Here is a 25830-nt window from a genome sequence, read left to right as displayed (position 1 = left end):
ATATCTTTGTTGATCAGGGCGGTGGTGGCGCGCAAGCATGCCGAAACAATAAGAACGATTGAGGGAGCGACAGGTGGCAAAACCGGCAAAGACAACCAACGCGGCGAAAGCAAAGGCCGAGGCAACATCGAAAGCGGTCAAGTCAAAAGCGGCCGCCGCCAAGCCGACGGCTACCGCGAAGGCAAGCGCGAAGCCGGCGGCGAAGACCACGGCTGGAACGGCTGCTAAACCGGCAACCGGCAAGACTGCGCCTGCTGCAAAATCTGCCGCCAAGCCGGCGGCGAAGGCAGTGCCGACAGCGCCACGACCGCCGGCAGGTCCGGCCAATAGATTACCGAAGGCGATCACCGCACTGGCCGCTGGCCTGCCTGAAAAACCGTGGCTCCAGAGTTACCCAAAAATCGTGCCGGCCGAGATTGGCGACCTGCCCTCCAGCTCGATCGGCGACTTTCTCGTTGCCGTGTGCAAGCAGTTTGCGAATCGGCCGGCCTTCGTCTGCATGGGCAAATCGATCACCTATGCCGACCTCGAGCGACAGTCGGCCGCCTTCGGCGCCTATCTGCAATCAACGGGGCTGCAGAAGGGCGCGCGCGTCGCGCTGATGATGCCGAATGTGCTGCAATATCCGGTGGCGATTATGGCAGTGCTTCGCGCCGGCTATGTCGTGGTCAACATCAATCCGCTCTACACGCCGCGCGAGCTGGAGCACCAGCTCAAGGATTCCGGCGCTCAAGCCATTGTCATCCTCGAAAATTTTGCCTGCACCTTGCAGGCGGTGATCGCCAGGACCGCGGTCAAGCATGTAGTGGTCGCCTCGATGGGCGACATGCTCGGCGGGCTCAAGGGAACGATCGTCAACTTCGTTGTACGCCGCATCAAGAAGATGGTGCCGGCATGGTCGCTGCCCGGCCATGTCAAGTTCAACGCCGCGCTGAAGGCCGGCACCGGCATGGCCTTCAGGCCCGCAAAGGTCGCGGCCGACGACATCGCCTTCCTGCAATACACGGGCGGCACGACCGGCATCTCCAAGGGCGCGATGCTTTTGCACAGCAACATTTTGGCGAACGTCGCGCAGAACGCGCTGTGGGCCGAAGACGCTTTTACCGTCAAGCCGAAGCCGGCGCATCTGAACTTCCTCTGCGCGCTGCCGCTCTATCACATTTTTGCGCTGACGGCGAACGTGCTGGTAGGCATGCAGCAAGGCGCGCAGAATGTCCTCATCCCCAATCCGCGCGACATTCCCGGCTTCGTCAAGGAGCTGCAGAAATACCCGATCCACATCTTTCCGGGCCTCAACACGCTGTTCAATGCGCTGCTCAATAATGAGGATTTTCGCAAGCTCGATTTCAAGCCGCTGATCCTGACGCTGGGTGGCGGCATGCCGGTGCAGAGGGCCATCGCCGAACGATGGAAGGCGCTGACCGGCTGCCCGATCAGCGAGGCCTACGGGCTCACCGAGACCTCGCCGGGGACAACCATCAACAAATTCAGCGACGGCGTTTACACCGGCACGATCGGCCTGCCGCTGCCCTCGACCGAGATCGCCATCCGCGACGACGACGGCAACAATTTGCCGCTCGGCGAAGTCGGCGAAATCTGCATCCGCGGACCGCAGGTGATGGCCGGCTACTGGAACCGGCCGGACGAGACCGCCAAGGTGATGACCGAGGACGGCTTCTTCAAATCGGGCGACATGGGCTTCATGGACGAGCTTGGCTACACCAAGATCGTCGACCGCAAGAAGGACATGATCCTGGTTTCCGGCTTCAACGTCTATCCGAACGAACTCGAGGAAGTGGTGGCGCAGCATCCAGGCGTACTCGAAGTGGCGGCGATCGGCGTGCCGGACGAGCATTCGGGTGAAGTGCCGAAGCTGTTCGTCGTCAAGAAGGACCCGGCACTGACCGCCGACATGCTGACGGCTTATTGCCGCGAGAACCTGACCGGCTACAAGCGTCCCAGGTATATTGAGTTCCGCACCGAGCTGCCGAAGACACCGGTCGGCAAGATCCTGCGACGGGCGTTGCGGGGCTAGGCGCAGCTTGAGCGATTGCATCGCCGGCGCCAACGCCGTGAGTATAGGTTCGCGCCCGGACCCGGCAGAGTTCATCCGGGCGAACATGCGGATCGCCCCCGTGCCCGCGCTTCCCGAAATTCGGCTTTACACCGCCCATCCGGGAAGCGGGCTCAGGCGGCTTCTTGAATGGAACCAACATGCGACCGAAGAAGACGGACCTGAACCGGAGCCACCGTACTGGGCCTATGTCTGGGCCGGCGGCGCGGTGCTCGCCCGCTACATATTCGACCGGCCGGAGACCGTGGCCGGCCGTCGCGTACTCGACCTCGGCGCCGGCTCCGGCCTTGTAGGTATCGCCGCCGAGAAGGCCGGCGCAAGCGCGGTGATCGCGGCCGAGATCGATCACAACGCCGTTGCCGCGATCGGCCTCAACGCCGCGGCCAATAGTGTCACGATCAATATCGTCGACAAGGATATCACCACCGGTCCGCCACCACGGGTCGACGTCGTGGTTGCCGGCGACGTGTTCTACGGTCGCGAGGTTGCTCTACGGGTTATCCCATTCCTCGACCGCTGCCTAGCAGCCGGCATCAAGGTGCTGGTCGGCGACCCCCGCCGCACGGACCTGCCGCTGTCCCGGCTTCGGCTGCTCGCCGAATACCAAGTGCCGGATTTCGGCGACGCGAAGGGTGTGACCAGGCCGAGCGGCGTCTTTTCCTTCGAGCAGGACGATCGCTAGCGCCAGGATCAAAATCAAATCGCTATGAACGGCCGACTTCGACCCGTTGCGTACCAAGCAGTAGCTAGCGTTGCTCACCTGAAGTGCGCTTAGCCGAACCTTTATTGGCAACCGCTTCCTTCATCATTGCAAGCCATTGCAACCGCCAAGACGGAGAATTGCCCGGCAGGCTCGCCATACCAATCAGTACGCCCGCTTCCTCCCATGTGATTGGAGTTTGAGGGCCACTCAGTTCGCTGTAGATCATCCCCGCAGAAGCGCGCGGTCGCAGTTTGATGTTGCAGTTGATCAATACTGGATCATCGGCTCAAAACCAAATCATTCGAATGACTGAGTTCGACCCCTTGCAGACGATTCTATGGAGGCTATAATCCAGCGATGGGGTATCGGCTCGTCCTTCGATGTAGCAGCCTTGCTAGCCCCGCTTGAACTTGATCATACCGCCCGCGAACATAGACCAAGACCTGTTTTTACAGTTTCGTTCGCCCAGTCGAGGTTCTGGCAATCCGGAACCTATGACCAACCCTGTCTGGGTATGGGCAATTGAGCACCGTCTCACCGGTTACTCCCTGAACAAAGCGTTCCACGGCCCGCCTTCAAAGGATGTCGGGCCGTGCTGGAGCTTCAGCCGGTACGGGCGCACTGAAACGGTGCTGCCAGACGGCCGCCTTGTCAGGATCGGCGGCGAGTATGAAGATCACTATGATGCAGATTTCTATATCTACAACGATGTGATCGTGAGTCATCCTGGGAGCGGCACCGAGATTTTGGGCTACTCGGATGAGGTTTTTCCACCGACCGACTTTCATACGGCAAATCTTGTCGACGACCGAATATTTATAGTAGGCAACCTATCTTATCCGAATGTTCGCGGTCACAAGGCCCAGGTGCTCGTTTTAGACATAACAAACTTTGGTGTTGGCCGCTTCGATACGACCGGCGAAACGCCGCCATGGATATACAAGCACTCTTCGGAACTCGTGGAAGATGGTGGCGCACTCCTGGTTCGCGGCGGGCGCCTGATCGGGCCGCGATGGCCTGGAGTGGTCGAGAACATCGACGATTGGCGCCTGGACCTCCATACAGGCGCTGGGAGCGCCTTACCAGGCGGCTCTGGCCGCGATTTGCATTCGTTCGAGATGATGGCTGTCAAAATCATATCTTTTGGCTTCGCCGCCGCCTTTCAGATCGCGCCAGTGGCAGACCAGAGGACAGCGACGGCTTTCGAGCCAAACATCTTCGCCATCTCGGCCCCAATCCTCGAATAGACTTGCTCGAAACATTGTACACGCCCGACGTGCCTCACTCGAAGATGCCTGAAATCACGGACGAGCATCGTGTCTATCGCCTCTGCGTCGAAGGCGTCACCGTGCGCTATGTCGAGGACTGGTATGATATTCAGCTGACAGTGGAAGGGGTTCTACCGAGCCGGACTGTCGAGATGATCCGCTTGGACCTGCTGGCCAAACTGACGGCCATCGAGAATACGACCATCAACTGTACCCATCTGATGGTCGATTAGGCTCCGGAAGAAGTCCTATGCAAGGAAGAGATGGCCTCGGCCGTCAGGCTGTCTCCGTCACTCGCGCCGAAAGAAAATCAGGCAGGTCGGCCACCGAATCCAGAATGACGTCGGCTATCTGCGACAGCGATTCACGTGTGCCGGTGCCGGACAGCACGCCAATCGCCAGGCCACAGCCGCCGGCGCGCGCCATTTCCAGATCGTGGCGATTGTCGCCGACCATTGCGATCGCCGCCGGCCTGAGCCCTGTCAGGTCCGAGAAGGCAAGGATCGTATCCGGCGCCGGTTTTGGATTGGCCACCGCATCGTAACCATAGGCGGCGTCGAAAAGCTGCGCGACGCCCAGCGTGACCAAGGTTTTTTCCGCGCCGCTGGTCGAGTCGTTGGTGGCGACGCCAAGCCGGTAGGATTTTCTGTGAAGCAGCCCAAGCGTCTCGACCACACCCGGCAGCGCCACCGCCATTGCCGATCCTTGCGCCGAAGTGATGGCGTTGAAGCGGGCGACGGCAAGCATCTGGTCCTCGTCGGACAGCCGTGGAAACCACAGCTCGACGACGTCCATGTTGGTACCGGAGGCAAAAATCGAATCCGGCTTGAAGCGCTTGGTGGCGAAGTCGAAGCCCGCCGCCGCAAGCAGCCTGTCTGCTTTCCACCGATCGCCTTCGGCCGCATCCATTGCCATGAAGTCGGCGATGCCCAGCCATGTCGCGTTGAAATCCACGAGCGTGCCGTCCTTGTCGAACAATATTCCCTTAATGTCCGCCAAGCTTTTCACTCCGGGCCGCGCAAGCGGTGGATGTATTCCACCAGTCCGGCAGTCGAGGCATCCCGCTTTGCGGCGTTCTCCTTGCCTTCAACGACGGGCAGCAGCCCGGTCGCCAGTTCCTTGCCGAGTTCGACGCCCCATTGGTCGAAGGAGTTGATGTTGAACAGCGTGCCTTCGACAAAGACGCGGTGTTCGTAAAGCGCAATCAGCCGTCCGAATGTATGCGGGTCGAGCTTTCTGTAGAGAATCGTCACCGAGGGGCGGTCGCCGGAGAAGACGCGGTGCGGAGCAATCCTGTCGACATCGGCGGGCTTCATGCCTTTCGCCAGCATCTGCGCTCGGGCTTCCTCAAGCGTGCGGCCCTTCATGAAGGCTTCCGACTGCGCCAGGCAATTGGCAAGCAGAAGGTCGTGGTGATGCTTCAGTTCCGGCTCGTGGCCGACGGCAGCGGCAAGGAATTCGACCGGAATGAAATCGGTGCCCTGATGCAGAAGTTGGAAGAAGGCATGCTGGCCATTGGTGCCGGGCTCGCCCCAGACCAGCGGGCCGGTCGGCGTCGTTACAGCGCCGCCTTCCAGGGTGACGCTCTTGCCGTTCGATTCCATGTCGAGCTGCTGCAGATAGGCCGGCAGCCTGGACAGACGCTGATCGTAGGGGATGACGGCGCGAGCGGGGTATTTGCAGATCACGCGGTGCCACCAGCCAATCAGCCCCATCAGCGCCGGCAGGTTCTTCGCCAGCGGCGCGGTGCGGAAATGCTCGTCCATCTCATGGGCGCCGTCGAGAAAGGCGCGAAAATCCTTCGGGCCGATGGCGATCATCACTGGCAGACCGATCGCACCCCAGACGGAATAGCGGCCGCCGACCCAGTCCCAGAAGCCGAAGACGCGATCGGGCGCGATGCCGAATTTGGCGACCAGGTCGAGCGCCGTCGAGACGGCGGCGAAATGCTTGCCGACCGCTTCCTTGCCGAGCGCCTTCTCGACCCATCTGCGCGCGGTTTCGGCATTGGTCATCGTCTCGACCGTGGTGAAGGTCTTGGAGGCGATGATGAACAGGGTGGTTTCGGCGGAAAGACCCTTCAGCGTGTCGTGGATATGGGCACCGTCGATATTGGATACGTAATGCGCGCGCGGCCCGTCATGATAGGGCGCCAGCGCCAGCGTCGCCATGGCCGGGCCGAGATCGGAGCCGCCGATGCCGATGTTGACGATGTCGGTGATTTTCTTGCCGGTCGCGCCGGCCGCCTTGCCGGAACGCACCGCGTCGGCGAAGGCACCCATCGCGTCGAGTACGGCAAGGACGTCCGCCTTCACGTCCTGGCCGTCGAGCACGATGCCCTTGCCGGTCAGGTTGCGCAGCGCCGTGTGCAGCACGGCACGGCCTTCAGTGACGTTGATCTTCTTGCCGGCAAACATCGCGTCGCGCCGGCCTTCGAGGTCAGCGGCCTCAGCCAGTTTCTCCAGCAACTCCATAGTCCGCGCATCGACCGCGCATTTCGACCAGTCGAGCAGCAGGTCGCCGTCACTGGCGGAGAATTTCTCGAAGCGCTGCGGATCGGCAGCGAAAGCCTCGCGCATCGAGCCCGATTTGGCCGCACGGTGATCGCGCAATGCGTCGAGCTGCTTTTGAAAGGACGATTGATCCACTGCTTCGCTCCGGTCTCTTGAGATGCATCTTATCAGGCCGGATGTTTCCGGCGCGTGTCGTCGCGGCAAACTATCGGGTCGAATTCCATCTGTTTCAATGCGCAGCGATGCCGCAGCGCAGCGTGGGCCGGCTCAAAGGATCACTGGCATAAATCCCAGCGATCAGAAAAATTGATTGGCGCAACACCTTGTGCCACCGGTACATTCGACTGGTCCAGCCAAGTGAAAAAGCTGGCCATCGAGGAACATCTCCCATGCCACAGCGAAACGACACGGCCATATGGTCCGGCCTGTTCCGGATTTCGGCGGAATCCGGTCAGACCCTGCAGGCGCAGATCCGCCAGGCGATCGTCGCCGCCATCCTCGACCGGCAGATCGCGGCTTCCATGCCGCTTCCGTCCTGCCGGATTCTTGCCGAAAAACTCGGCGTGGCGCGCGGCACCGTGGTGCTGGCCTTCCAGCAGTTGGTCGATCAGGGCTTCCTGGTGGCGCGCGAGCGCCGCGGCCATTTCGTCAATCCCGAAGTGCTGGCGACGCCGGCCAAGCCGCATCAGAAGGCGCCCGACCAGGCCAACGAGATCGACTGGAAGGCGCGTCGGCAGATCGCGGCGAGCGACATGCCGCCGCCGGCCAAGCACGACAACTGGATCAAGTCGTCATACCCCTTCGTCTATGGCCAATTCGACCCGGCGCTGTTCCCGACCGCCGAATGGCGCGAGTGCAACCGCATGGCGTTGGCGGTGCTCGAAATCCGCAACTGGGCATCCGACATGGTCGATCGCGACGATCCGCTCCTGATCGAGCAGATCCAGGCACGGCTGCTGCCGCGACGCGGCATCTTCGCCAATCCGGACGAGATCATCGTGACGTTGGGCGCGCAGAACGCGCTTTACATGCTGGCGACGCTGTTGATGACCAAGGGCTCCAAGGTGGCGATGGAGGACCCGGGCTATCCCGATGCACGTTCGATCTTCCGGCTGGCCGGCGCCGAGATCCAGCCGGTTCCGGTCGACCACTCCGGCATCGTAACCTCGGCCATTCCCAATGATTCCGGCTTCGTCTTCGTCACGCCCAGCCACCATTGCCCGACCATGGTGCCGCTGTCGGCAGAGCGGCGGCAGGAGCTTTTGGCGCGCGCCAACCGGCACAACCAGATCATCATCGAGGACGGATATGACAGCCAGCTCCTGGACGAGGCGCCGCAGCAGGCGCTGAAGAGCCTCGATCGCTCCGGCCGGGTCGTCTATGTCGGCTCGATGTCGAAGACGCTGGCTCCCGGCCTCAGGCTCGGCTACATCGTCGCCTCGGCCGGGCTGATCTCCGAGCTTCGGGCGCTACGCCGCTTCATGCTGCGCCATCCGCCGGCGAACAACCAGCGCGCCGTCGCATTGTTCCTGTCGCTCGGCCATCACGAGGCGCTGGTGCGGCGGCTGTCGAGCGCCTTCGACGAGAGGCGCAAGCGTCTGGTCCATGCGATTTCCGCCTTCCTGCCGGAGTGGCGCTCGACCGATTCGGCCGGCGGCACGTCGCTCTGGCTCGAGGGGCCGCGCGGCACCGATTCGCGCGGGCTGGCGGAGGCCGCGGCCTCGCGCAGCGTCATCATCGAGCCTGGCGACCGCTTCTTCGACCGTACCGAAAAGCCATCGCGTTTCATGCGCTTGGGCATTTCCTCGATCGCGTTGCAGCACATCGAACCCGGCATCCGCGAACTGGCGACGGCAGCTGGACGCAGGCCGGCAGCGGCCTGATCTCCCTTCCCCGACCGGAGCCTGGCGCATGTAGTGCGGCTCCGGTTCTTTAGCTCCTTGGCATATGCGACGGGACCGGCTGGCACATAGGCTGTGCCAATGCCGGCGGCATAGTCGCTGCATAGAGGGGACGAAGCAGGCCGATGGTGGACCAACCGCCGCGCCCGCTCCGCAGCTAAAGTTGGAGTGCCTTCATGCCAATGGCCCATGAGAAGCAGGACGTGTCCGCAGACCAGCGTTCGCGGCGGTCCGGCGGGCGCGAGGCGCGCCGCGCCATGCGGGCGGCACCGCTTGCCGACGACGTCAAGCCGGTGCGTGCCGGCCTCGAAGGCGGAAGCTACAGCCCGCTCAGCGGCAGCGATTGCGAACGTATCCACGAGGCCGTGCTTACCCTTCTGGAGACGGTCGGCTTCGCCAACGCCATCCCCTCCTGCATCGAGGCGCTGACCAAAGCCGGCGCGACCTTCAGTGAGGACGGCCGCCTGCGCTTTCCTCGCGGCCTTGTGCTCGACACCATCAAGAACGCGGCGCGGCATTTCACCCTCCACGGCCAGGATCCGAAGCACGACATGGTGATCCAGGGCAAGCGTGTGCACTACGGCACGGCCGGTGCTGCGGTGCATCTTGTCGATGTCGAAAAGCGTGAGTATCGCGAGTCGCTGCTGCAGGACATTTACGATGCCGCGCGCCTGGTCGAAGGGCTCGACAACATCCATTTCTTCCAGCGGCCGATGGTGCCGCGCGACATTCCCGACCCGCTCGATATGGATTTCAACACGCTCTACGCCTGCGTCATGGGCACGTCGAAGCATGTCGGCACCTCGTTTACCGTGCGTGAGAACGTCAAGCCGGCGCTCGACATGCTCTATGCGATCGCGGGCGGCGAAGAGAATTTTCGCGCGCGGCCTTTCGTCTCCAATTCGAACTGCTTCGTCGTGCCGCCGATGAAGTTTGCCGAGGACGCCTGTGGCGTTCTCGAAGCCTGCGTCGAGGGCGGCATTCCGATCCTGCTGCTGTCGGCAGGACAGGCGGGTGCGACGGCACCGGCGGCGATTGCCGGCGCCGTGGTGCAGGCGGTCGCCGAAGTCCTCGTCGGCCTCATCTACGTCAACGCCATCAAGCCAGGCCATCCGGCGATTTTCGGTACCTGGCCGTTTGTCTCGGATCTCCGGACCGGCGCCATGTCGGGCGGTTCGGCCGAGCAGGCGGTGCTGACCGCGGCCTGCGCGCAGATGGCGCAATTTTACGACCTGCCGGGCGGTTCGGCCGCCGGCATGACAGATTCGAAACTGCCTGATATTCAGTCCGGCTACGAAAAGGGCATAACCGACGTGATGGCCGGTCTTGCCGGCCTCAACCTGGTTTACGAATCGGCCGGCATGCACGCCTCGCTGCTCGGCTTTTGCCTTGAGAGCCTGATCATCGACAACGACATGCTCGGCCACTGCCTGCGCTGCGTGCGCGGCATCGAAGTGACGGACGAGTCGCTGTCGATCGACACGATTGCCGATGTCTGCCTGAAGGGCCCGGGCCATTATCTCGGCAACGAGCAGACGCTGCGGCTGATGCAGACCGAATATTTCTATCCGGCCGTCGGCGACCGCTTTTCGCCGAAGGAATGGAATGAGAAAGGCAGGCCCGATATCCTGCAGCGGGCGATCATCGAGAAGAAACGCGTGCTTGCCGAACGCTTCCCGCGCCATGTGCCAAAGCCGGTCGACGACAAATTGCGCGCCCGCTTCGGCGATATGATCAAGCTGCCGCGCAGCGGCATGGGCGGTTGAGGCTCTACCCGCTCACCGCCAGCAACAACACACCGGCCAGCGCCGATCCGGCAAGCGTCGGCAGCATGCCGATTTTCAGCTTCAGAATGGCGATCATGGCGGCACAGGAAAGCAGCGCCGCGCGCCAGTCTATCGATGAAAGCACCGGCACGTCCATTCCAAGCCCGACATTGCGCACTTCGCCGAAGATGACGTGTAAGCCGAACCAAAGCGCGAGGTTCATGATGACGCCGACGACCGCAGCGGTGATCGCGCCGAGCGCCGCCGACAGCGCCCTGTTGCCGCGCAGCGCTTCGATGTAGGGCGCGCCGAGGAATATCCACAAGAAGCACGGCGTAAACGTCACCCACAGTGTGAGCAGTGCCCCAAGCGCGCCGGCAAGCAGCGGGGCGAGCGCGCCGGAGTGGCGGAAGGCGGCAATGTAACCGACGAACTGCAAGACCAGGATCAGCGGGCCCGGCGTGGTTTCGGCCAGCCCAAGGCCGTCGACCATTTCACCGGGTGCGAGCCAGCCGAAGGACTCGACCGCTGCCTGCGCGACATAGGCAAGCACGGCATAGGCGCCACCAAAGGTGACGACCGCCATGAGACTGAAGAACCCACCGATTTGTGTCCACACGCTGGCCGAGCCGGTGAAAGCCCAGATCAGCAGAACAGGCCCGAGCCAGATCGGCAGCCAGATCGCCAAAATGCGCGGCGCATGCCATCGCGTCGGCTTGACGTGGGTCAGTTCGCCGCGCTCGAACATCAGATCGACCGCGCCCTTAATGTCGGGAACATCGCCTTTGCCCTGCGATGTGCCGGAAAAAAATGCCGGTGCAATGCGGTTGCCGATCCAGCCTGTCAGGCCGGCAAGCAGGACGATCAGCGGGAACGGCACGTTTAGCGCGTAGATGGCGATGAAGGCGGCGAGTGCGATCGACACCATGATCCGGTTCTTCAGCGCACGTCGCCCGATCCGGATCACCGCCTCGATGACAATGGCGAGCACCGTCGCTTTGACCCCGAAAAACAGCGCCTCGACGAAGGGTATGTCGCCGTAGAGCGCATAGAGGCTGCTCAAGACGAGCATAACAAGCGCGCCCGGCACAACGAAGAGAATGCCGGCAACAAGGCCGCCGACTGTTTTGTGCAGCAGCCAGCCGATATAGATGGCAAGCTGCTGAGCCTCGGGGCCGGGCAGCAGCATGCAGTAGTTCAACGCATGCAGAAAGCGCTGTTCCCCGATCCAGCGCCGTTCCTCGACCAGTTCCTTGTGCATGAGCGCGATCTGCCCGGCCGGGCCGCCAAAGCTGAGCACGCCGATTTTCGCCCAGACCTTCACGGCCTGCCGGAAGCTCGGCACAGCGGGCTCCTGGATCTCCGCCGGCTTTTTCGAAAAGACGGCGCTCACGATGGTTTGCCTGCGCCGAGACTGACTGCGCCGGCGACCGGCCAGTTATGCGTCTCCTCGGTGGCATCGCGGCACCAGCGGAAGAACGCATCGTAAAGCAGCATGCCGGCCTCGAGCTGCTCCAGATCGTCGCGAAACATCCGTGACAGGCCAAGCGAGGCGGCCAGGAACCCGGCCGCCTGTGGAACAAGATCGAGGCTCGCAGTATCGGCAGCGCGTATGATCGTGGCCAGGCGATCGAGCGCTTCGGATTTGAGCCCGAACTCCTCGATCATGGTGTCGAAGGTGCAGCGTTCGCCGCGGTGGCTCCAGAACACGTTCTCGATGTCGAAAGGGATGGCCTGAAAGCGATCGGCGACGGCCGCCACTTCGGCCGGCTCGACGAAGAGAAAGACCGCGTGAGGATCGATGAAGCGCCGGATCAGCCAGGGGCAGGCGATGCGATCGACCTTCGGGCGCGTACGCGTGACCCAAACGGTGCGGCCCTTGGCATCGGCGGGCGGTATCTTATCGGCGTGAACGAGAAGGCCCTTGGCATCGCGCCATGCTTCAAACCCGCCATCGAGCGATTCGGCGGCAACGCCCTCCTGCCGTAGCCATGCGGCCACGCCTTGCGAGAGCTTTTTTCCCTGTTGGCAGACGACTGTCACTTGCCTGCCGACGAAGTCGGCAGCCCAGTTCGAGACACTCCTGAAATCACGACGATCCGACCCCGGCAGCAGGCGCGGATCGGCGTTGTAGTCATCGTCGATGCGGACGTCGATGATTGCGGGTGCACCCGGCAGCCCAATCAGACGGGACAGTTGCGATACAGTGATAGCGGTTGTTGACGGCATGGCGTCCACCTCCTTGAAAGAGAAGCTTGGACGCGAACGTTGGGCTGACGCCTCACGGGGTCGTCGCGATGCACCCCTTGTGATGATCGTGGATTTGTCACGCCCGCTTGTCAAGCATTGCCGTTCTCGCGGGAGCAATCGCTGTTGACAAATGACCGCGTCCAACCCTGTGCCGGGCATTTCTGCCCATTAACGGCAGGCTATCGCAGGTGGAAAGCCGAGGCTTTCGCTCTACGATGTACCCCCACCCCTACCCCTCCTGGCGCTGACCTCGGCAAATTGCCTGCACCGGCGGCTGGCTCGTGCGACGGACCCTGGTCAGTGATTGTCCCTCGGCACGCCGCTTGTATGAGCCACATCCTGGTATTTCACCGCCGGCTTCAGCACCATGCCTTCGGAAAACTGGTCGACCATGCCGCGCTGGATTTCCTGCCAGGGCGTCTGGTGCTTCGGATACTGATAGCCGCCATTGTTTTGCAGCTCGGCGCGGCGCCGCGTGATCTCGTCGTCGCTGACGAGGATGTCGGCGGTGCCCTTGCGCAGGTCGATGCGGACGCGGTCGCCGGTCTTCAGCAGCGCCAGGCCGCCGCCGATGGCGGCTTCCGGCGAGGCGTTGAGGATCGACGGCGAGCCCGACGTGCCCGACTGGCGACCGTCGCCGATACAGGCCAGCGCGTGGATGCCCTTTTTGATCAGATAGGCAGGCGGCTGCATGTTGACGACTTCGGCGCCGCCGGGATAGCCGATCGGGCCGGCTCCGCGCATGAACAGGATGGTGTGCTCGTCAATTCCCTGTGCCGGGTCGTCGATGCGGGCGTGATAGTCCTCGGGGCCGTCGAAGACCATGGCGTTGCCCTCGAAGGCTTCGGGGTCCTTCGGGTTCGACAGATAGCGCTCGCGGAATTCGGGCGAGATGCCGCTGGTCTTCATGATCGCCGAATCGAACAGATTGCCCTTGAGATTGATGAAGCCGGCATTGGCTTTCAGCGGCTCGGCAACCGTGCGGATGACGTCGAGGTTCTCGTTGACGGCGCCGCTGCAATTGTCGCCGATGGTCTTGCCGTTAGCTGTCATGGCTTCCGGATAGGGCAGCAGGCCGCCCTTCATCAGTTCGGCGACCACGGCCGGCACGCCGCCGGCATGGTGATAGTCCTCGCCGAGATATTCGCCCGTCGGCTGCAGATTGACGATGAGCGGTATGTTGAGGCCGACCTTCTGCCAATCGTCATTGTCGAGCGGCACGCCGAGATGGCGGGCGATGGCGTTGAGGTGGATCGGCGCATTGGTCGAGCCGCCGATCGCCGAGTTGACGACGATGGCGTTCTCGAAGGCCTTACGGGTCATGATGTCGGAGGGCTTCAGATCCTCATGCACCATGTCGACGATGCGCTTTCCGGTCTCGTAGGCGATCTGGCCGCGCTCGCGATAGGGGGCGGGGATAGCGGCCGAGCCCGGCAATTGCATGCCGAGCGCCTCGGCCAGCGAATTCATCGTGGTGGCGGTACCCATCGTGTTGCAATAGCCGGTCGACGGCGCCGAGGAGGCAACGATATCCATGAACTCGTCATAGCCAATCTCGCCGGCCGACAGGCGCTGGCGCGATTCCCAGACGATGGTGCCGGAGCCGGTGCGCTTGCCCTTGTGCCAGCCGTTGAGCATCGGGCCGACCGAAAGCGCGATAGCCGGAATGTTGACGGTGGCCGCGGCCATCAGCATGGCCGGCGTCGTCTTGTCGCAGCCGATGGTGAGCACCACGCCGTCGAGCGGATAGCCGTAGAGCACCTCTACCAGGCTGAGATAGGCAAGGTTGCGGTCAAGTGCAGCAGTCGGCCGCTTGCCGGTCTCCTGGATCGGGTGGCAAGGGAACTCGAAAGGGATGCCACCCATCGAGACGATGCCTTCGCGCACGCGCTTGGCCAGTTCGATGTGATGGCGGTTGCAGGGCGACAGGTCGGAGCCGGTCTGGGCGATGCCGATCAGCGGCTTGCCGGACATCAGTTCGGCCCGCGTCAGCCCGTAATTCAGGTAGCGCTCCAGATAGAGTGCCGTCATGCCCGGATTGTCGGGATTGTCGAACCACTCCTGCGAGCGAAATTTTTTCTTGTGGGTGGGGGCGCCTGCCATCGTGGTCTCCGTATTTGTATGACAAATCGATATGACAACGCGCGGGAGCAGGCAAGGGGCACGCGCCATCCGAATCCGCTCTTTGGTACGAAAGACATACATCTGCCTCCGCGCTAGACGGGATCGTGGTTTGTCAGCCCGCTATCCCGGAAAAGTTGGAGCGCGTCGCCGCGGACCCTACCTGACCCTTCCGGCCACCCTCCCCCTCAAGGGGCCCACTTGGGGAGGGACATCCGCATCACTCGAACACGATGCTCGGCACTGCAGCCTCGGCCGCGCCGCGCTCTTCATTGACGCGGTCCCAGACCTTGGCGGCGATGTCGCGATAGATTTTCGCCTCAGCGCCATCCGGCTTGGAGACCACCACTGGCGTGCCGGCATCGGAGCTTTCGCGGATGCCCATCTCGAGCGGCACTTCGCCAAGGAAGGTGACGCCGAGACGCTCGGCCTCGCGGCGGGCGCCGCCATGGCCGAAGATGTCGTAGCGTTTTCCCGTATCGGGGGCGAGAAAATAGCTCATGTTTTCGACGATACCCAATAGCGGCACGTCGACCTTTCTGAACATGTTGAGGCCTTTGCGCGCATCGATCAGGGCCAGGTCCTGTGGCGTCGAGACGATGACGGCGCCGGCCAGCGGCACCTGTTGGGCCATGGTCAGCTGGGCATCGCCGGTGCCGGGCGGCATGTCGACGACGAGCACATCAAGCGGTCCCCATTCGACCTCGCGCAGCATCTGCGTCAATGCCGACATCACCATCGGCCCGCGCCAGATCATCGGCGTCTCCTCATCGACGAGGAAGCCCATCGACATGACCTTGAGGCCATAATTCTGCATCGGCTTCAGGATCTTGCCGTCGACGGTCTGAGGCCTGCCACGAATGTTGAGCAGACGCGGCATGGAAGGGCCATAAATGTCGGCATCGAGCACCCCGACCCGCAGCCCGTTGGCGGCAAGCCCAAGGGCGATATTGACGGCGGTGGTCGACTTGCCGACGCCGCCCTTGCCGGAAGCGACGGCGATGATCGCTTCGATGCCGGGTACGCCGCGCTTGCCCTGGCTGTGCGAGGCGGGCGCCTGCGGCGCGGGACGCGCAGGTGCGGCCGGCGGAGCGGGCCTCTGAGCCGGTCTTTGCGGAACCGGCGCCTCCATGCCACCGCCCTTCTTTTCCGCCGTCAGCGCGACCACGGCGCCGGCAACACCGGGGATCGCCTTGACGACACGTTCGGCCGCCGCACGCAGCGGTTCCATCTCCTGGGCACGGGCAGCGGGAACGGTGATCGAAAAGAACACCTTGGCATCGGCAATGAAAATCTCGGAAACCAGGCCGAGGTCGACGATATTGCCGGTGAAATCCGGCCCATTGACCGTCTTCAGGCGCTCGATAACGATTTCCTTGGTCACGTTTTCATTGGCGGCGGGCATGAGTTTTTCCTCTACTTTTCCGCTCCAGATAATGCAGTTCCGGAACAGAACCAAGCGATGGACCACCAATTGCAGCGGCGTATCGGGGAGGCAGCGAGCATATGACGGCATTTCCAGTGGGAGCAGCCGTCGCCAAATCGTCAACGCAGCCTATTTCATGAGCATGGAATGACAGCCAGGGAAGGAGACGAATCATGCTCGCAAACAGCAACGCGACGGCCAATCTCGCCGTGAAGGACCTGGCCAAGGCCAAGGCATTCTACGAAGGGGTCCTTGGCCTGAAAGAGGTGCACAATGAAGGTGGCGAACTGATCGTCTATAAAAGCGGCGACACCAGCATCAACGTCTACCGTTCGAACTTCGCTGGGACCAACAAGGCGACGGCTGTGACATGGACGGTCGGCGACGAACTCGGCAAGATCGTTGAGGCATTGAAATCGAAGGGCGTGACCTTCGAGCATTACGACATGCCAGGCCTGACGCTGGAGGGCGATGTTCATGTCGGTCAGGGCATGAAGGTCGCATGGTTCAAGGATCCGGACGGCAACATCCTGAACCTTGTGGATAGGTAGATACGGCGCATCGCCTGCCGCGCAGTGCTACGGTGCTGTCACCATGCCAGGCCGACCGCGAGGTAGGTGAGAGCCGCGATCGCCGCGGTTGCCGGCAGGGTGACGATCCATGCCACCACGATGTTACCGGCAATGCCCCAGCGAACGGCGGAGACGCGGCGGGCGGCGCCGACGCCGATGATGGCGCCGGTGATCGTGTGCGTGGTCGATACAGGAATACCGAGCCAGGTGGCGGCGAACAGGGTGACCGCTCCGCCGGTCTCGGCGCAGAAACCCTGCATCGGGTTCAGCCGGGTGATCTTCGAGCCCATGGTGTGGACGATGCGCCAGCCGCCGAGCAACGTGCCCAGCGCCAGCGCCGACTGACAGGTGATGACGACCCACAGCGGCACGTAAAAATTCGCGCCGAGCATGCCTTGCGAATAGAGCAGCACGGCGATGATGCCCATAGTCTTCTGCGCGTCGTTGCCGCCATGGCCGAGCGAATAGAGCGAGGCGGAAAAGAACTGCATGACGCGGAAGGTGCTGTCGACGGCGAACGGCGTCCGCCGCACGAACAGCCAGGAGACCGCGAGGATCAGGACGAGCGCCAGCAGAAAACCTGCCGCCGGCGATAGCACGATGGCCGCCGTCGTTTTGCCCAACCCGGTCCAGACGATGGCACCGGTGCCTGCCTTGGCAACGCCGGCGCCGACCAAACCGCCGATCAGAGCGTGCGAGCTGCTGGACGGAATTCCGACGAGCCAGGTGACGATATTCCAGACGATGGCGCCGACAAGTGCTGCGAAGACCACTGCCGGCGTGACGATGCTGGCGTCGATGATGCCGGTTCCGAGCGTCTCCGCTACGTGGAGACCGAAGAACATGAAGGCGATGAAATTGAAGAAGGCCGCCCAGAACACCGCATAATGCGGCCGCAGCACCCGGGTGGAGACGATGGTGGCGATAGAGTTGGCGGCATCGTGCAGGCCGTTGAGGAAATCGAAGAACAGCGCGACGACGACAAGGCCGACCAGCACCGGAAAGGCTATCGCGGCTTCCACTATACGTTCTCGATGACGATGCCGCTGATTTCGTTGGCGACGTCCTCGAAGCGGTCGACCACCTTTTCCAGCTGGCCGTAGATCTCGCTGCCGATCAGATAGGCCATAGGATCGCTGCGGCCGTGCCGCTTGAACAGGTCCTTCAGGCCCTGTTCGTGCAGGTCGTCGGCCCGGCCTTCGGCGCGCATGACTTCCTCGGCGATGGCGTTGAGGCGCACCGTATGCGCCCCGACCTTGCCGAGCAGCGGGATCGCCTCGGCCACCAACTTGGCGGCCTCGACGATGACGCCCCCCATTTCCTGCATCAGCGGATCGAATTCCTTCTTTTCGAACAGCTTTACCGTCTTGACGGTCTTGTGCATCATATCGATGGCATCATCCATCGACTGGATCAGGTCCTTGATGTCGCCGCGGTCGAAGGGCGTGATGAAGGAGCGGCGCACGGCCAGCAGCACTTCCGCGGTGATCTGATCGGCTTCGTCCTCGAGATCGATGATCGTCTGACACCAGCGGTCGATGTCGTTGCCCTGCAAAAGCTGCTGCAGTGCCTCGGCGCCGCCGACCACGGTGCGGGAATGCCGCTCGAACAGGTCGAAGAAGCGATCTTCGCGCGGCAGCAGCTTGCGGAACCAGCCCAGCATGTTCGGTCTCCCGTCGTGTCCAGTCCACGACCCCGTCTCATTCACATAGCGCCGCATTCCATCGCGGGAAACAGTAAGCCGGCTGAAAGATGTGGATGCGGACGATTTACACACGCGGCTTGCGGCCGAAGGCGATTTCCACGACGTTGCGCGCTACAATCGGACACAGCGTCCGTGACAGGCTCCCGACGGCATGATCGATAAGCTGGAATTCTTCATAGCACTTGCCAGGGAAGAACATTTCGGCCGGGCGGCGGAGGTGTGCGGCGTCACCCAACCGACGCTTTCGGCCGGCATCAAGCAGCTGGAAGGCCAGCTCGGCGTGATGCTGGTGCTGCGCGGCTCGCGCTTCCAGGGATTGACTCCGGAAGGCAAGCAGGTGTTGGTGTGGGCCCGCCGCATCGTCGGCGACAGCAGGACCATGCGCGAGGAGATGCGGGCGGCGCGCCACGGCCTGTCGGGGCGCATCCGCATCGCGGCGATCCCGACGGCGCTCGCCATGGTGGCGCGATTGACGACGCCGTTTCGGGCAAAGCATCCCGGCGTCACCTTCTCGGTGCTGTCGCGGACCTCGATCGAGGTGCTGTCGCTGCTCGGCAATTTCGACATCGACGCCGGTATCACCTATCTCGACAACGAGCCGCTCGGACGCGTCACCAGCGTGCCGCTCTACGACGAGCGCTACCAGCTGATCACCGCCGTCGGGAACCCCTATTTCGACCGCGACAAAGTGACATGGGCGGAACTCAGTCAGCTGCCGCTCTGCCTGCTGACGCCCGACATGCAGAACCGCCGCATCATCGACCAGCATCTGGCCGAAGCCGGCGTGCAGGTGCGGCCGACATTGGAATCCAACTCGATGATCGTGCTGTTTTCGCATATCCGCACCGGCAAATGGTCGTCCATCATGCCGCTTAACCTTGCGGAAACGTTCGGCTTTTCCGAGCCGATCCGGGCTATCCCGATCGTCGAGCCGGATGCCAGCCACACCGTCGGGCTGGTGGCGGCACGGCGCGAACCGCACACGCCACTGGTCTCGGCGCTGTTGGACGAGGCAATGGCGCTGGCGGACGATTTCCGCGCCCGCCGCTAGGCTAGACAAGGCTGGTGACCGCGAACGATAGAAAATTTCTATCGAGCAACGGATCGGCTTTATTGATTTAGCGGGTTTCCTCTGATTTCCTAACCACTTAGCGGAAGACCGCCACGACCAGGGAGGGCGCTGCATGACGATGCAGCCTGCAAGTACCGAGATCGCATCGCGCACCGCGGCGATCATCCACGAGCTGAAAGGCCTCGAAGGCCCGCTGCTGCCGATCCTGCACGGTATCCAGGAAGAGTTCGGTTATGTGCCGCAGGACGCGCTGCCGGTCATCGCCGAGGCGCTGAACATTTCCAGGGCCGAGGTGCACGGCGTCGTGACCTTCTATCACGATTATCGCAGCCAGCCGGCTGGCCGCCATGTGCTGAAGCTCTGCCAGGCGGAAGCCTGCCAGTCGATGGGTTCGGATGCGATCGCCGCCAAGCTCAAATCATTGCTGGGCATAGGCTTCCACGAGACAACCCGTGACGGTTCGGTGACGCTGGAGCCGGTCTATTGCCTCGGCCTTTGCGCCTGCTCGCCGTCGGCGATGCTGGACGGGGAGGTGATCGGTCGGCTCGACGACGAAAAGCTCAACGAGATCGTTGCCGAGGTGCGCTCATGATCCCGCGTATCTATATTCCCGGCGATTCCGGCGCGCTGGCGCTCGGTGCGGAAAAGGTCGCCAAGGCGATTCGGGCGGAACTGGCCGAGCGCGGCATCGAGGCCAAGATCGTGCGCAACGGCTCGCGGGGCGCCTATTTCCTCGAGCCGATGGTCGAAGTGGCAACAGCTAATGGCCGCGTCGCCTATGGGCCGGTGAAGCCCTCCGACGTCAAAGGCCTGTTCGACTGCGGCTTCCTCACCGGCGGCCACCACAAGCGCTGGCTGGGCGCACCGGACAAGATCCCGTTCCTTGCCAGGCAGACGCGGCTGACCTTTGCGCGCTGCGGCGTCACCGATCCGCTGTCGCTCGATCACTACAAGGCGCATGGCGGGCTGAAGGGCCTGCAGAATGCAGTGGCGATGACGCCGGCCGAGGTCGTCAAGCAGGTGACCGAGTCCGGGCTGCGCGGTCGTGGCGGCGCCGGCTTCCCGACCGGCATCAAATGGAAAACTGTGCTCGATACGTCGGCCGACCGCAAATACATCGTCTGCAATGCCGATGAAGGCGATTCCGGCACGTTCGCCGACCGCATGATCATGGAAGGCGACCCCTTCGTGCTGATCGAAGGCATGGCGATCGCCGGCATCGCCACCGGCGCGACCAAGGGCTTTATCTATATCCGCTCCGAATATCCGCACGCGGTGGCGGTTATGCAGAAGGCCGTCGAGATCGCCCGCAAGGCCGGCGTGCTCGGCGTCAATGTGCTCGGCTCGGCCAATTCATTCGACATGGAAGTGCGCGTCGGCGCCGGCGCCTATGTCTGCGGCGAGGAAACCGCCCTGCTCGACAGCCTCGAAGGCAAGCGCGGACAGGTGCGGGCCAAGCCGCCGCTGCCGGCGCACAAGGGCCTGTTCGGCAAGCCGACAGTGATCAACAACGTCATCTCGCTGGCCTCGGTGCCGGTGATCATGGACAAGGGCGCTGCCTTCTACAAGGATTTCGGCATGGGCCGTTCGCGCGGCACCATCCCGATCCAGATTGCCGGCAACGTCAAGTATCCCGGTCTCTACGAGGCGGCGTTCGGCATGACGCTGGGCGAGATCGTCGACGATATCGGCGGCGGCACGGCGACGGGACGCCCGGTCAAAGCGGTGCAGGTGGGTGGCCCGCTCGGCGCCTATTTCCCGCGCGCGCTGTTCGACACGCCGTTCGACTACGAAGCGTTTGCCGCCAAGGACGGGCTGATCGGCCATGCCGGCATCGTCGTTTTCGACGACAGCGCCGACATGCTGAAGCAGGCACGCTTTGCCATGGAATTCTGCGCCATCGAGAGCTGCGGCAAGTGCACGCCGTGCCGCATCGGCTCGACGCGCGGTGTCGAGGTGCTGGACCGGCTCGCCCAGAACGTCGAACCGGAAAAGCAGATCGCGCTGGTCACCGACCTTTGCAACACGATGAAGTTCGGCTCGCTTTGCGCTCTCGGCGGCTTCACCCCATATCCAGTGATGAGTGCACTCAACCATTTCCCGGACGACTTTCGGCCGACGCCAGTCGCCGAAGCAGCGGAATAGGAGCGGACAGGTATGAACGCGGCATTCGACATCAAATCGCTGGTCCAGGAAATCGACTACGGCACACCCGCCTCTGAAGCGGAACAAAAGGTAACGCTGACGGTCGACGGCAAGTCGGTGACGGTGCCGGCGGGGACCTCGATCATGCGCGCTTCGATGGAAGCGGGCGTCGAAATCCCGAAACTCTGCGCCACCGACATGCTGGACTCGTTCGGCTCCTGCCGGGTCTGCCTCGTCGAGATCGACGGGCGCGGCGGCACGCCGGCCTCGTGTACGACGCCGGTCGGCGAAGGCATGGTCGTGCATACGCAGAGCCACCGGCTAGACGCCATTCGCCGCGGCGTGATGGAACTCTACGTCTCCGACCATCCTGCCGCGTGGGGCGAGAAGGCCGGCACTGGCGCCAGCGAGTTCGACAAGGTCGTCAGGACGGTCGGCCTGACCGAGAACCGCTATGGCGTGGACGGCCGCAACCACGTCAAGCAGGAAAACGGCGTGGCGCCCGGCCATGGCTCGCTGACCATCGATTACATCGCCCGCGATGAATCGAACCCGTATTTCACCTACGATCCGACGCAGTGCATCGTCTGCTCGCGCTGCGTGCGAGCCTGTGAGGAGGTGCAGGGCACGTTCGCGCTGACCATCGAGGGCCGCGGCTTCGAATCCAGGGTCTCGGCCGGCATGCACGAGGCGTTCGTCGATTCCGAATGCGTGTCGTGCGGGGCCTGCGTGCAGGCCTGCCCGACCGATGCGCTGAGGGAAAAGACCGTGCTGGCGAAAGGCCTTCCCGAGCGCTCGACCGTCACCACCTGCGCCTATTGCGGCGTCGGCTGCTCGTTCAAGGCCGAGGTCAAGGGCGACGAGGTCATCCGCATGATGCCCTACAAGGCAGGCAAGGCCAACCACGGCCACTCCTGCGTCAAGGGCCGCTTCGCCTATGGCTACGCGACGCACAAGGACCGTGTCCTGAAACCAATGATCCGCGAGAAGGTCAGCGATCCGTGGCGCGAAGTGTCGTGGGAAGAGGCGCTCACCCATACGGCGAATGAATTCCGCCGCATCCAATACCAGTACGGCCGCACCTCGATCGGCGGCATCACCTCCTCGCGCTGCACCAACGAGGAGACCTACCTCGTCCAGAAGCTTGTCCGGCAGGGCTTCCGCAACAACAATGTCGATACCTGCGCCCGCGTCTGCCATTCGCCGACCGGCTATGGTCTCGGCCAGACCTTCGGCACCTCCGCCGGCACGCAGGACTTCGATTCGATCGAGCAGACGGACGTGATCCTGCTGATCGGCGCCAATCCGACCGATGCGCATCCGGTGTTCGCCTCGCGCATGAAGAAGCGCATGCGCGAGGGCGCCAAGCTGATCGTGCTCGATCCGCGCCGCACCGACATCGTGCGCTCGGCCCACGTCGAGGCGCAGTTCCATCTGCCGCTGAAGCCGGGCACCAACGTCGCCATGCTGACCGCACTTGCCCATGTCATCGTCACCGAGGGCCTGTTCGACGAGGCCTTCATCCGCGAGCGCTGCGACTGGGACGAGTTCCAGGACTGGGCATCGTTCGTGGCGCTGCCGGAAAATAGCCCGGAAGTGGTCGGCCAGCTTGCAAATGTCGATCCCGACGACATACGCGGCGCGGCGCGGCTCTACGCCCGCGGCGGTAACGGCGCGATCTATTACGGCCTCGGCGTGACCGAGCACAGCCAGGGCTCGACCACCGTCATCGCCATTGCCAACCTCGCCATGGCGACCGGCAATATCGGCCGGCCGGGCGTCGGCGTGAATCCGCTGCGCGGCCAGAACAATGTGCAGGGCTCCTGCGACATGGGCTCGTTCCCGCACGAGCTTCCCGGCTATCGCCATATTTCAGGCGACGCGGTGCGCGCCATCTATGAGAGCCTGTGGGGCGTCAAGCTCGACGACGAGCCCGGCCTGCGCATCCCCAATATGCTGGATGCGGCCGTCGACGGCTCGTTCAAGGGGCTCTATGTGCAGGGCGAGGACATCCTGCAGTCGGATCCCGACACCAAGCATGTCGCCGCCGGTCTCGCCGCGATGGAATGCGTCGTCGTGCACGACCTCTTCCTCAACGAGACGGCCAACTACGCGCATGTGTTCCTGCCCGGCTCGACGTTCCTCGAGAAGGACGGCACCTTCACCAATGCCGAGCGCCGCATCAACATGGTGCGCAAGGTGATGGAGCCGAAATGCGGCTATGCCGACTGGGAAACGACGCAGGAGCTCGCCAAGGCGCTCGGCCTCGGCTGGAACTACACGCATCCGTCCCAGATCATGGACGAGATCGCCAAGACAACCCCAAGTTTCGCCGGCGTTTCCTTCGACCTTCTCGACCGGGTGGGCTCGGTGCAGTGGCCCTGCAACGAGAAGTCGCCGGAAGGCACGCCGATCATGCATATCGGCGGCTTCGTGCGCGGCAAGGGCAAGTTCATCCGCACCGAATATGTGGCGACCGACGAAAGGACCGGACCGCGCTTCCCGCTGCTGCTGACCACCGGCCGCATCCTGTCGCAATACAATGTCGGCGCGCAGACCCGGCGCACCGACAATGTGGTCTGGCATAGCGAGGACCGGCTGGAGATCCATCCGCACGATGCCGAAAATCGCGGCCTGCGCGACGGCGACTGGGTGCGGCTGACCAGCCGCTCCGGCGAGACGACGCTGCGCGCGCTGATCACCGAGCGGGTGTCGCCGGGCGTCGTCTATACGACCTTCCACCATCCCGACACCCAGGCCAACGTCATTACCACCGACTTCTCCGACTGGGCGACCAACTGCCCGGAATACAAGGTGACCGCGGTGCAGGTGGGTGCATCCAACGGCCCGTCGGAATGGCAGCGCGACTATGACGAGCAGGCAAAGCAAAGCCGCCGCATCGCCCCGCTGCAAGCAGCGGAGTAGCGGTTTTGGTTTCGTGCCGGAGTACCCCCCTCTGGCCTGCCGGCCATCTCCCCCTCAGGGGGGGAGATTGGATGTCATCTCGACTTTCGCCAATCACCAAAGTCGAAAGGTGCGCTGCGACGCCTGAACTGCCGATCTCCCCCCTTGAGGGGGAGATGCCAAATGATGACAAAGAGGGCAGGCCAGAGGGGGATGCCGCGTGATGCCCAAACGTCGTGCTGTCACACAGATCAGCCGCCTGGCGCGCCGCGCCGGCGGTACTGCGGCCGCCAACCGCATGGTGCCGGAAGAGACGCCGGTGGCGTTCTCCTTTGCCGGCACCACGCATGCGGTGATGATGGCAAGCCCGGCTGATTTCGAGGATTTCGCGCTCGGCTTCTCGCTGACCGAAGGCATCATTGCCTCGCCGGACGAAATCGAAGCGATCGAGGTCGAGGATCACGGCGCCGGCATCGATATCCAGATCCGGCTGAAGGACCAGGCCAACACCCGCTTCGAAGCGCGGCGGCGCAGGCTCGCTGGGCCGGTCGGCTGCGGGCTGTGCGGCATCGAATCCATCGAAGAGGCAATGCGCTCGGTCGAGCCTGTTAGTGCGTCGCAACTTACACTTCAGGCCAATGACATCGTCCGCTCGGTCAAGCTTTTGTCGAAGCTGCAGCCGCTGCACGCCGAGACCGGTGCCGTCCACGCCGCCGGTTTTTACCTCCCCGGCAAGGGCATCGTCATGGCGCGTGAGGATGTCGGCCGCCACAACGCGCTGGACAAGCTGGCTGGCGCGCTGGCCAAAGCCGGTATCGACGGCAGGTCGGGGGCCGTCGTCGTCACGTCGCGCGTTTCGGTCGAGATGGTGCAGAAGACCGCGGCGATCGGCTCGGCCGTCATCATTGCCGTCTCGGCGCCGACCGCACTTGCCATCCGCACCGCGGACGATTCCGGCATGACGCTGGTGGCGCTGGTGCGCGGCGACGATTTCGATATTTTCACCCATCCTGACCGAGTGGTTTCCGGAGTTGCCAAGCATGTCGCATGACGAGGGCCACCTCATGAGCACCAGCGAAAAGCTGGTTCGCATGGCCAACCAGATCGCCGCCTTTTTCCACTCCAAGCCGCGCGAGCAAGGCATTGCCGGCGTCGCCGAGCACATCAACAAGTTCTGGGAGCCGAGGATGCGCCGGCAATTGTTCGAGATGCTGGACAGCGGTGGCGAGGGGTTCAACGAGCTTGTCGTCGCGGCCGCGCCACACATCAAGCGGCCGGGCGCGCCGGAGGGCGCAGGTTTTAGCGTCGGCGGAGCGAACACCGAGACGACCGCCGCGTCACAGAAGTAGGCGCCGCGGGCCCACATTCACGCTCTCTAAAGTTTCATCTGCCGCAATCCGCGCGCCTCTG

At 63.2% G+C, this 25830-nt stretch carries 23 protein-coding genes; 14 read left to right on the top strand and 9 right to left on the bottom strand.

Annotated features, from left to right (window positions below; translation table 11 throughout):
* Positions 1–9: 9 nt before the first annotated feature.
* From NKK47_RS15190 to NKK47_RS15180, 3 genes are all read left to right on the top strand, one after another.
* Positions 10–228, top strand: a complete 219-nt coding sequence (locus tag NKK47_RS15190) for a hypothetical protein (RefSeq protein WP_352577487.1) — start codon at positions 10–12, stop codon at positions 226–228.
* Positions 229–289: 61 nt separating this feature from the next.
* On the top strand, positions 290–2035 hold the full coding sequence (locus NKK47_RS15185) for a long-chain fatty acid--CoA ligase (protein WP_352577486.1): 1746 nt from the start codon (positions 290–292) through the stop codon (positions 2033–2035).
* 85 nt (positions 2036–2120) lie between these two features.
* Positions 2121–2756 carry a class I SAM-dependent methyltransferase gene (locus NKK47_RS15180; RefSeq protein WP_352577485.1) on the top strand — a complete coding sequence of 212 codons (636 nt, stop codon included), beginning with the start codon at positions 2121–2123 and terminating at the stop codon, positions 2754–2756.
* 64 nt (positions 2757–2820) lie between these two features.
* Here NKK47_RS15180 and NKK47_RS15175 read toward each other — a convergent pair whose 3' ends face one another.
* Positions 2821–3048 carry a hypothetical protein gene (locus tag NKK47_RS15175; protein ID WP_352577484.1) on the bottom strand — a complete coding sequence of 76 codons (228 nt, stop codon included), beginning with the start codon at positions 3046–3048 and terminating at the stop codon, positions 2821–2823.
* Between the two features lie 223 nt (positions 3049–3271).
* On the opposite strand from NKK47_RS15175, the gene NKK47_RS15170 reads away from it, so the two are divergent.
* Both NKK47_RS15170 and NKK47_RS15165 read left to right on the top strand, forming a co-directional pair.
* The gene (locus NKK47_RS15170) at positions 3272–4024 is read left to right on the top strand and encodes a hypothetical protein (RefSeq protein WP_352577483.1); all 753 of its coding nucleotides are present in this window, start codon (positions 3272–3274) and stop codon (positions 4022–4024) included.
* A 2-nt stretch (positions 4025–4026) separates the two neighbouring features.
* A complete protein-coding gene (locus NKK47_RS15165) occupies positions 4027–4278 on the top strand; it encodes a hypothetical protein (protein WP_352577482.1) in 252 nt (83 codons plus the stop codon).
* Between the two features lie 43 nt (positions 4279–4321).
* Here NKK47_RS15165 and NKK47_RS15160 read toward each other — a convergent pair whose 3' ends face one another.
* Positions 4322–5044 (bottom strand): HAD family hydrolase, encoded by a 723-nt coding sequence (locus NKK47_RS15160; protein WP_352577481.1) that lies wholly within the window; start codon positions 5042–5044, stop codon positions 4322–4324.
* 5 nt (positions 5045–5049) lie between these two features.
* Positions 5050–6693 carry a glucose-6-phosphate isomerase gene (pgi, locus tag NKK47_RS15155; RefSeq protein ID WP_352577480.1) on the bottom strand — a complete coding sequence of 548 codons (1644 nt, stop codon included), beginning with the start codon at positions 6691–6693 and terminating at the stop codon, positions 5050–5052.
* A gap of 254 nt (positions 6694–6947) precedes the next feature.
* Between pgi and pdxR the strand changes: the two genes are divergently transcribed.
* Together pdxR and NKK47_RS15145 are read left to right on the top strand one after the other, a co-directional pair.
* A complete protein-coding gene (gene pdxR / locus NKK47_RS15150; protein ID WP_023676815.1) occupies positions 6948–8441 on the top strand; it encodes a MocR-like pyridoxine biosynthesis transcription factor PdxR in 1494 nt (497 codons plus the stop codon).
* A 194-nt stretch (positions 8442–8635) separates the two neighbouring features.
* Complete coding sequence (locus NKK47_RS15145) at positions 8636–10225, top strand: trimethylamine methyltransferase family protein (protein ID WP_023676814.1); 1590 nt, start codon at positions 8636–8638, stop codon at positions 10223–10225.
* 4 nt (positions 10226–10229) lie between these two features.
* On the opposite strand, the gene chrA is transcribed toward NKK47_RS15145, so the two are convergent.
* The 4 genes from chrA to NKK47_RS15125 form a co-directional block, all read right to left on the bottom strand.
* The gene (gene chrA, locus NKK47_RS15140) at positions 10230–11618 is read right to left on the bottom strand and encodes a chromate efflux transporter (protein ID WP_023676813.1); all 1389 of its coding nucleotides are present in this window, start codon (positions 11616–11618) and stop codon (positions 10230–10232) included.
* On the bottom strand, positions 11615–12454 hold the full coding sequence (locus NKK47_RS15135) for a chromate resistance protein ChrB domain-containing protein (RefSeq protein ID WP_352577479.1): 840 nt from the start codon (positions 12452–12454) through the stop codon (positions 11615–11617). Before NKK47_RS15135 ends, chrA begins: the two co-directional genes overlap by 4 nt.
* Positions 12455–12772: 318 nt before the next feature.
* The gene (locus NKK47_RS15130; protein WP_352577478.1) at positions 12773–14578 is read right to left on the bottom strand and encodes an IlvD/Edd family dehydratase; all 1806 of its coding nucleotides are present in this window, start codon (positions 14576–14578) and stop codon (positions 12773–12775) included.
* A 238-nt stretch (positions 14579–14816) separates the two neighbouring features.
* Positions 14817–16001 carry an Mrp/NBP35 family ATP-binding protein gene (locus tag NKK47_RS15125; protein ID WP_352577477.1) on the bottom strand — a complete coding sequence of 395 codons (1185 nt, stop codon included), beginning with the start codon at positions 15999–16001 and terminating at the stop codon, positions 14817–14819.
* 194 nt (positions 16002–16195) lie between these two features.
* Between NKK47_RS15125 and NKK47_RS15120 the strand changes: the two genes are divergently transcribed.
* Positions 16196–16573 carry a VOC family protein gene (locus tag NKK47_RS15120; RefSeq protein ID WP_023676809.1) on the top strand — a complete coding sequence of 126 codons (378 nt, stop codon included), beginning with the start codon at positions 16196–16198 and terminating at the stop codon, positions 16571–16573.
* 38 nt (positions 16574–16611) lie between these two features.
* Here the strand turns inward: NKK47_RS15120 and NKK47_RS15115 are convergent, their stop codons facing one another.
* Together NKK47_RS15115 and NKK47_RS15110 are read right to left on the bottom strand one after the other, a co-directional pair.
* The gene (locus NKK47_RS15115) at positions 16612–17616 is read right to left on the bottom strand and encodes an inorganic phosphate transporter (RefSeq protein ID WP_352577476.1); all 1005 of its coding nucleotides are present in this window, start codon (positions 17614–17616) and stop codon (positions 16612–16614) included.
* A complete protein-coding gene (locus NKK47_RS15110; RefSeq protein WP_023676807.1) occupies positions 17616–18257 on the bottom strand; it encodes a DUF47 domain-containing protein in 642 nt (213 codons plus the stop codon). Before NKK47_RS15110 ends, NKK47_RS15115 begins: the two co-directional genes overlap by 1 nt.
* Before the next feature lie 193 nt (positions 18258–18450).
* On the opposite strand from NKK47_RS15110, the gene NKK47_RS15105 reads away from it, so the two are divergent.
* From NKK47_RS15105 to NKK47_RS15080, 6 genes are all read left to right on the top strand, one after another.
* A complete protein-coding gene (locus NKK47_RS15105) occupies positions 18451–19350 on the top strand; it encodes a LysR family transcriptional regulator (protein WP_023676806.1) in 900 nt (299 codons plus the stop codon).
* A gap of 133 nt (positions 19351–19483) precedes the next feature.
* Positions 19484–19963 carry a formate dehydrogenase subunit gamma gene (locus tag NKK47_RS15100; protein WP_352448523.1) on the top strand — a complete coding sequence of 160 codons (480 nt, stop codon included), beginning with the start codon at positions 19484–19486 and terminating at the stop codon, positions 19961–19963.
* Positions 19960–21516: a formate dehydrogenase beta subunit gene (locus tag NKK47_RS15095; RefSeq protein WP_352577475.1), complete on the top strand. Its 1557-nt coding sequence runs from the start codon at positions 19960–19962 to the stop codon at positions 21514–21516. The genes NKK47_RS15100 and NKK47_RS15095 overlap by 4 nt, the downstream gene beginning before the upstream one ends.
* 12 nt (positions 21517–21528) lie before the next feature.
* Positions 21529–24441: a formate dehydrogenase subunit alpha gene (gene fdhF / locus NKK47_RS15090; RefSeq protein WP_352577474.1), complete on the top strand. Its 2913-nt coding sequence runs from the start codon at positions 21529–21531 to the stop codon at positions 24439–24441.
* 202 nt (positions 24442–24643) lie between these two features.
* Positions 24644–25471: a formate dehydrogenase accessory sulfurtransferase FdhD gene (gene fdhD / locus NKK47_RS15085; RefSeq protein WP_502905000.1), complete on the top strand. Its 828-nt coding sequence runs from the start codon at positions 24644–24646 to the stop codon at positions 25469–25471.
* Positions 25461–25769 carry a formate dehydrogenase subunit delta gene (locus tag NKK47_RS15080; RefSeq protein WP_352467525.1) on the top strand — a complete coding sequence of 103 codons (309 nt, stop codon included), beginning with the start codon at positions 25461–25463 and terminating at the stop codon, positions 25767–25769. Before fdhD ends, NKK47_RS15080 begins: the two co-directional genes overlap by 11 nt.
* Positions 25770–25830 lie beyond the last annotated feature (61 nt).

This window comes from Mesorhizobium sp. M0019 (assembly GCF_040323975.1).
Taxonomy (GTDB): domain Bacteria; phylum Pseudomonadota; class Alphaproteobacteria; order Rhizobiales; family Rhizobiaceae; genus Mesorhizobium.
This window is presented reverse-complemented; position numbering and strand designations above follow the sequence as displayed.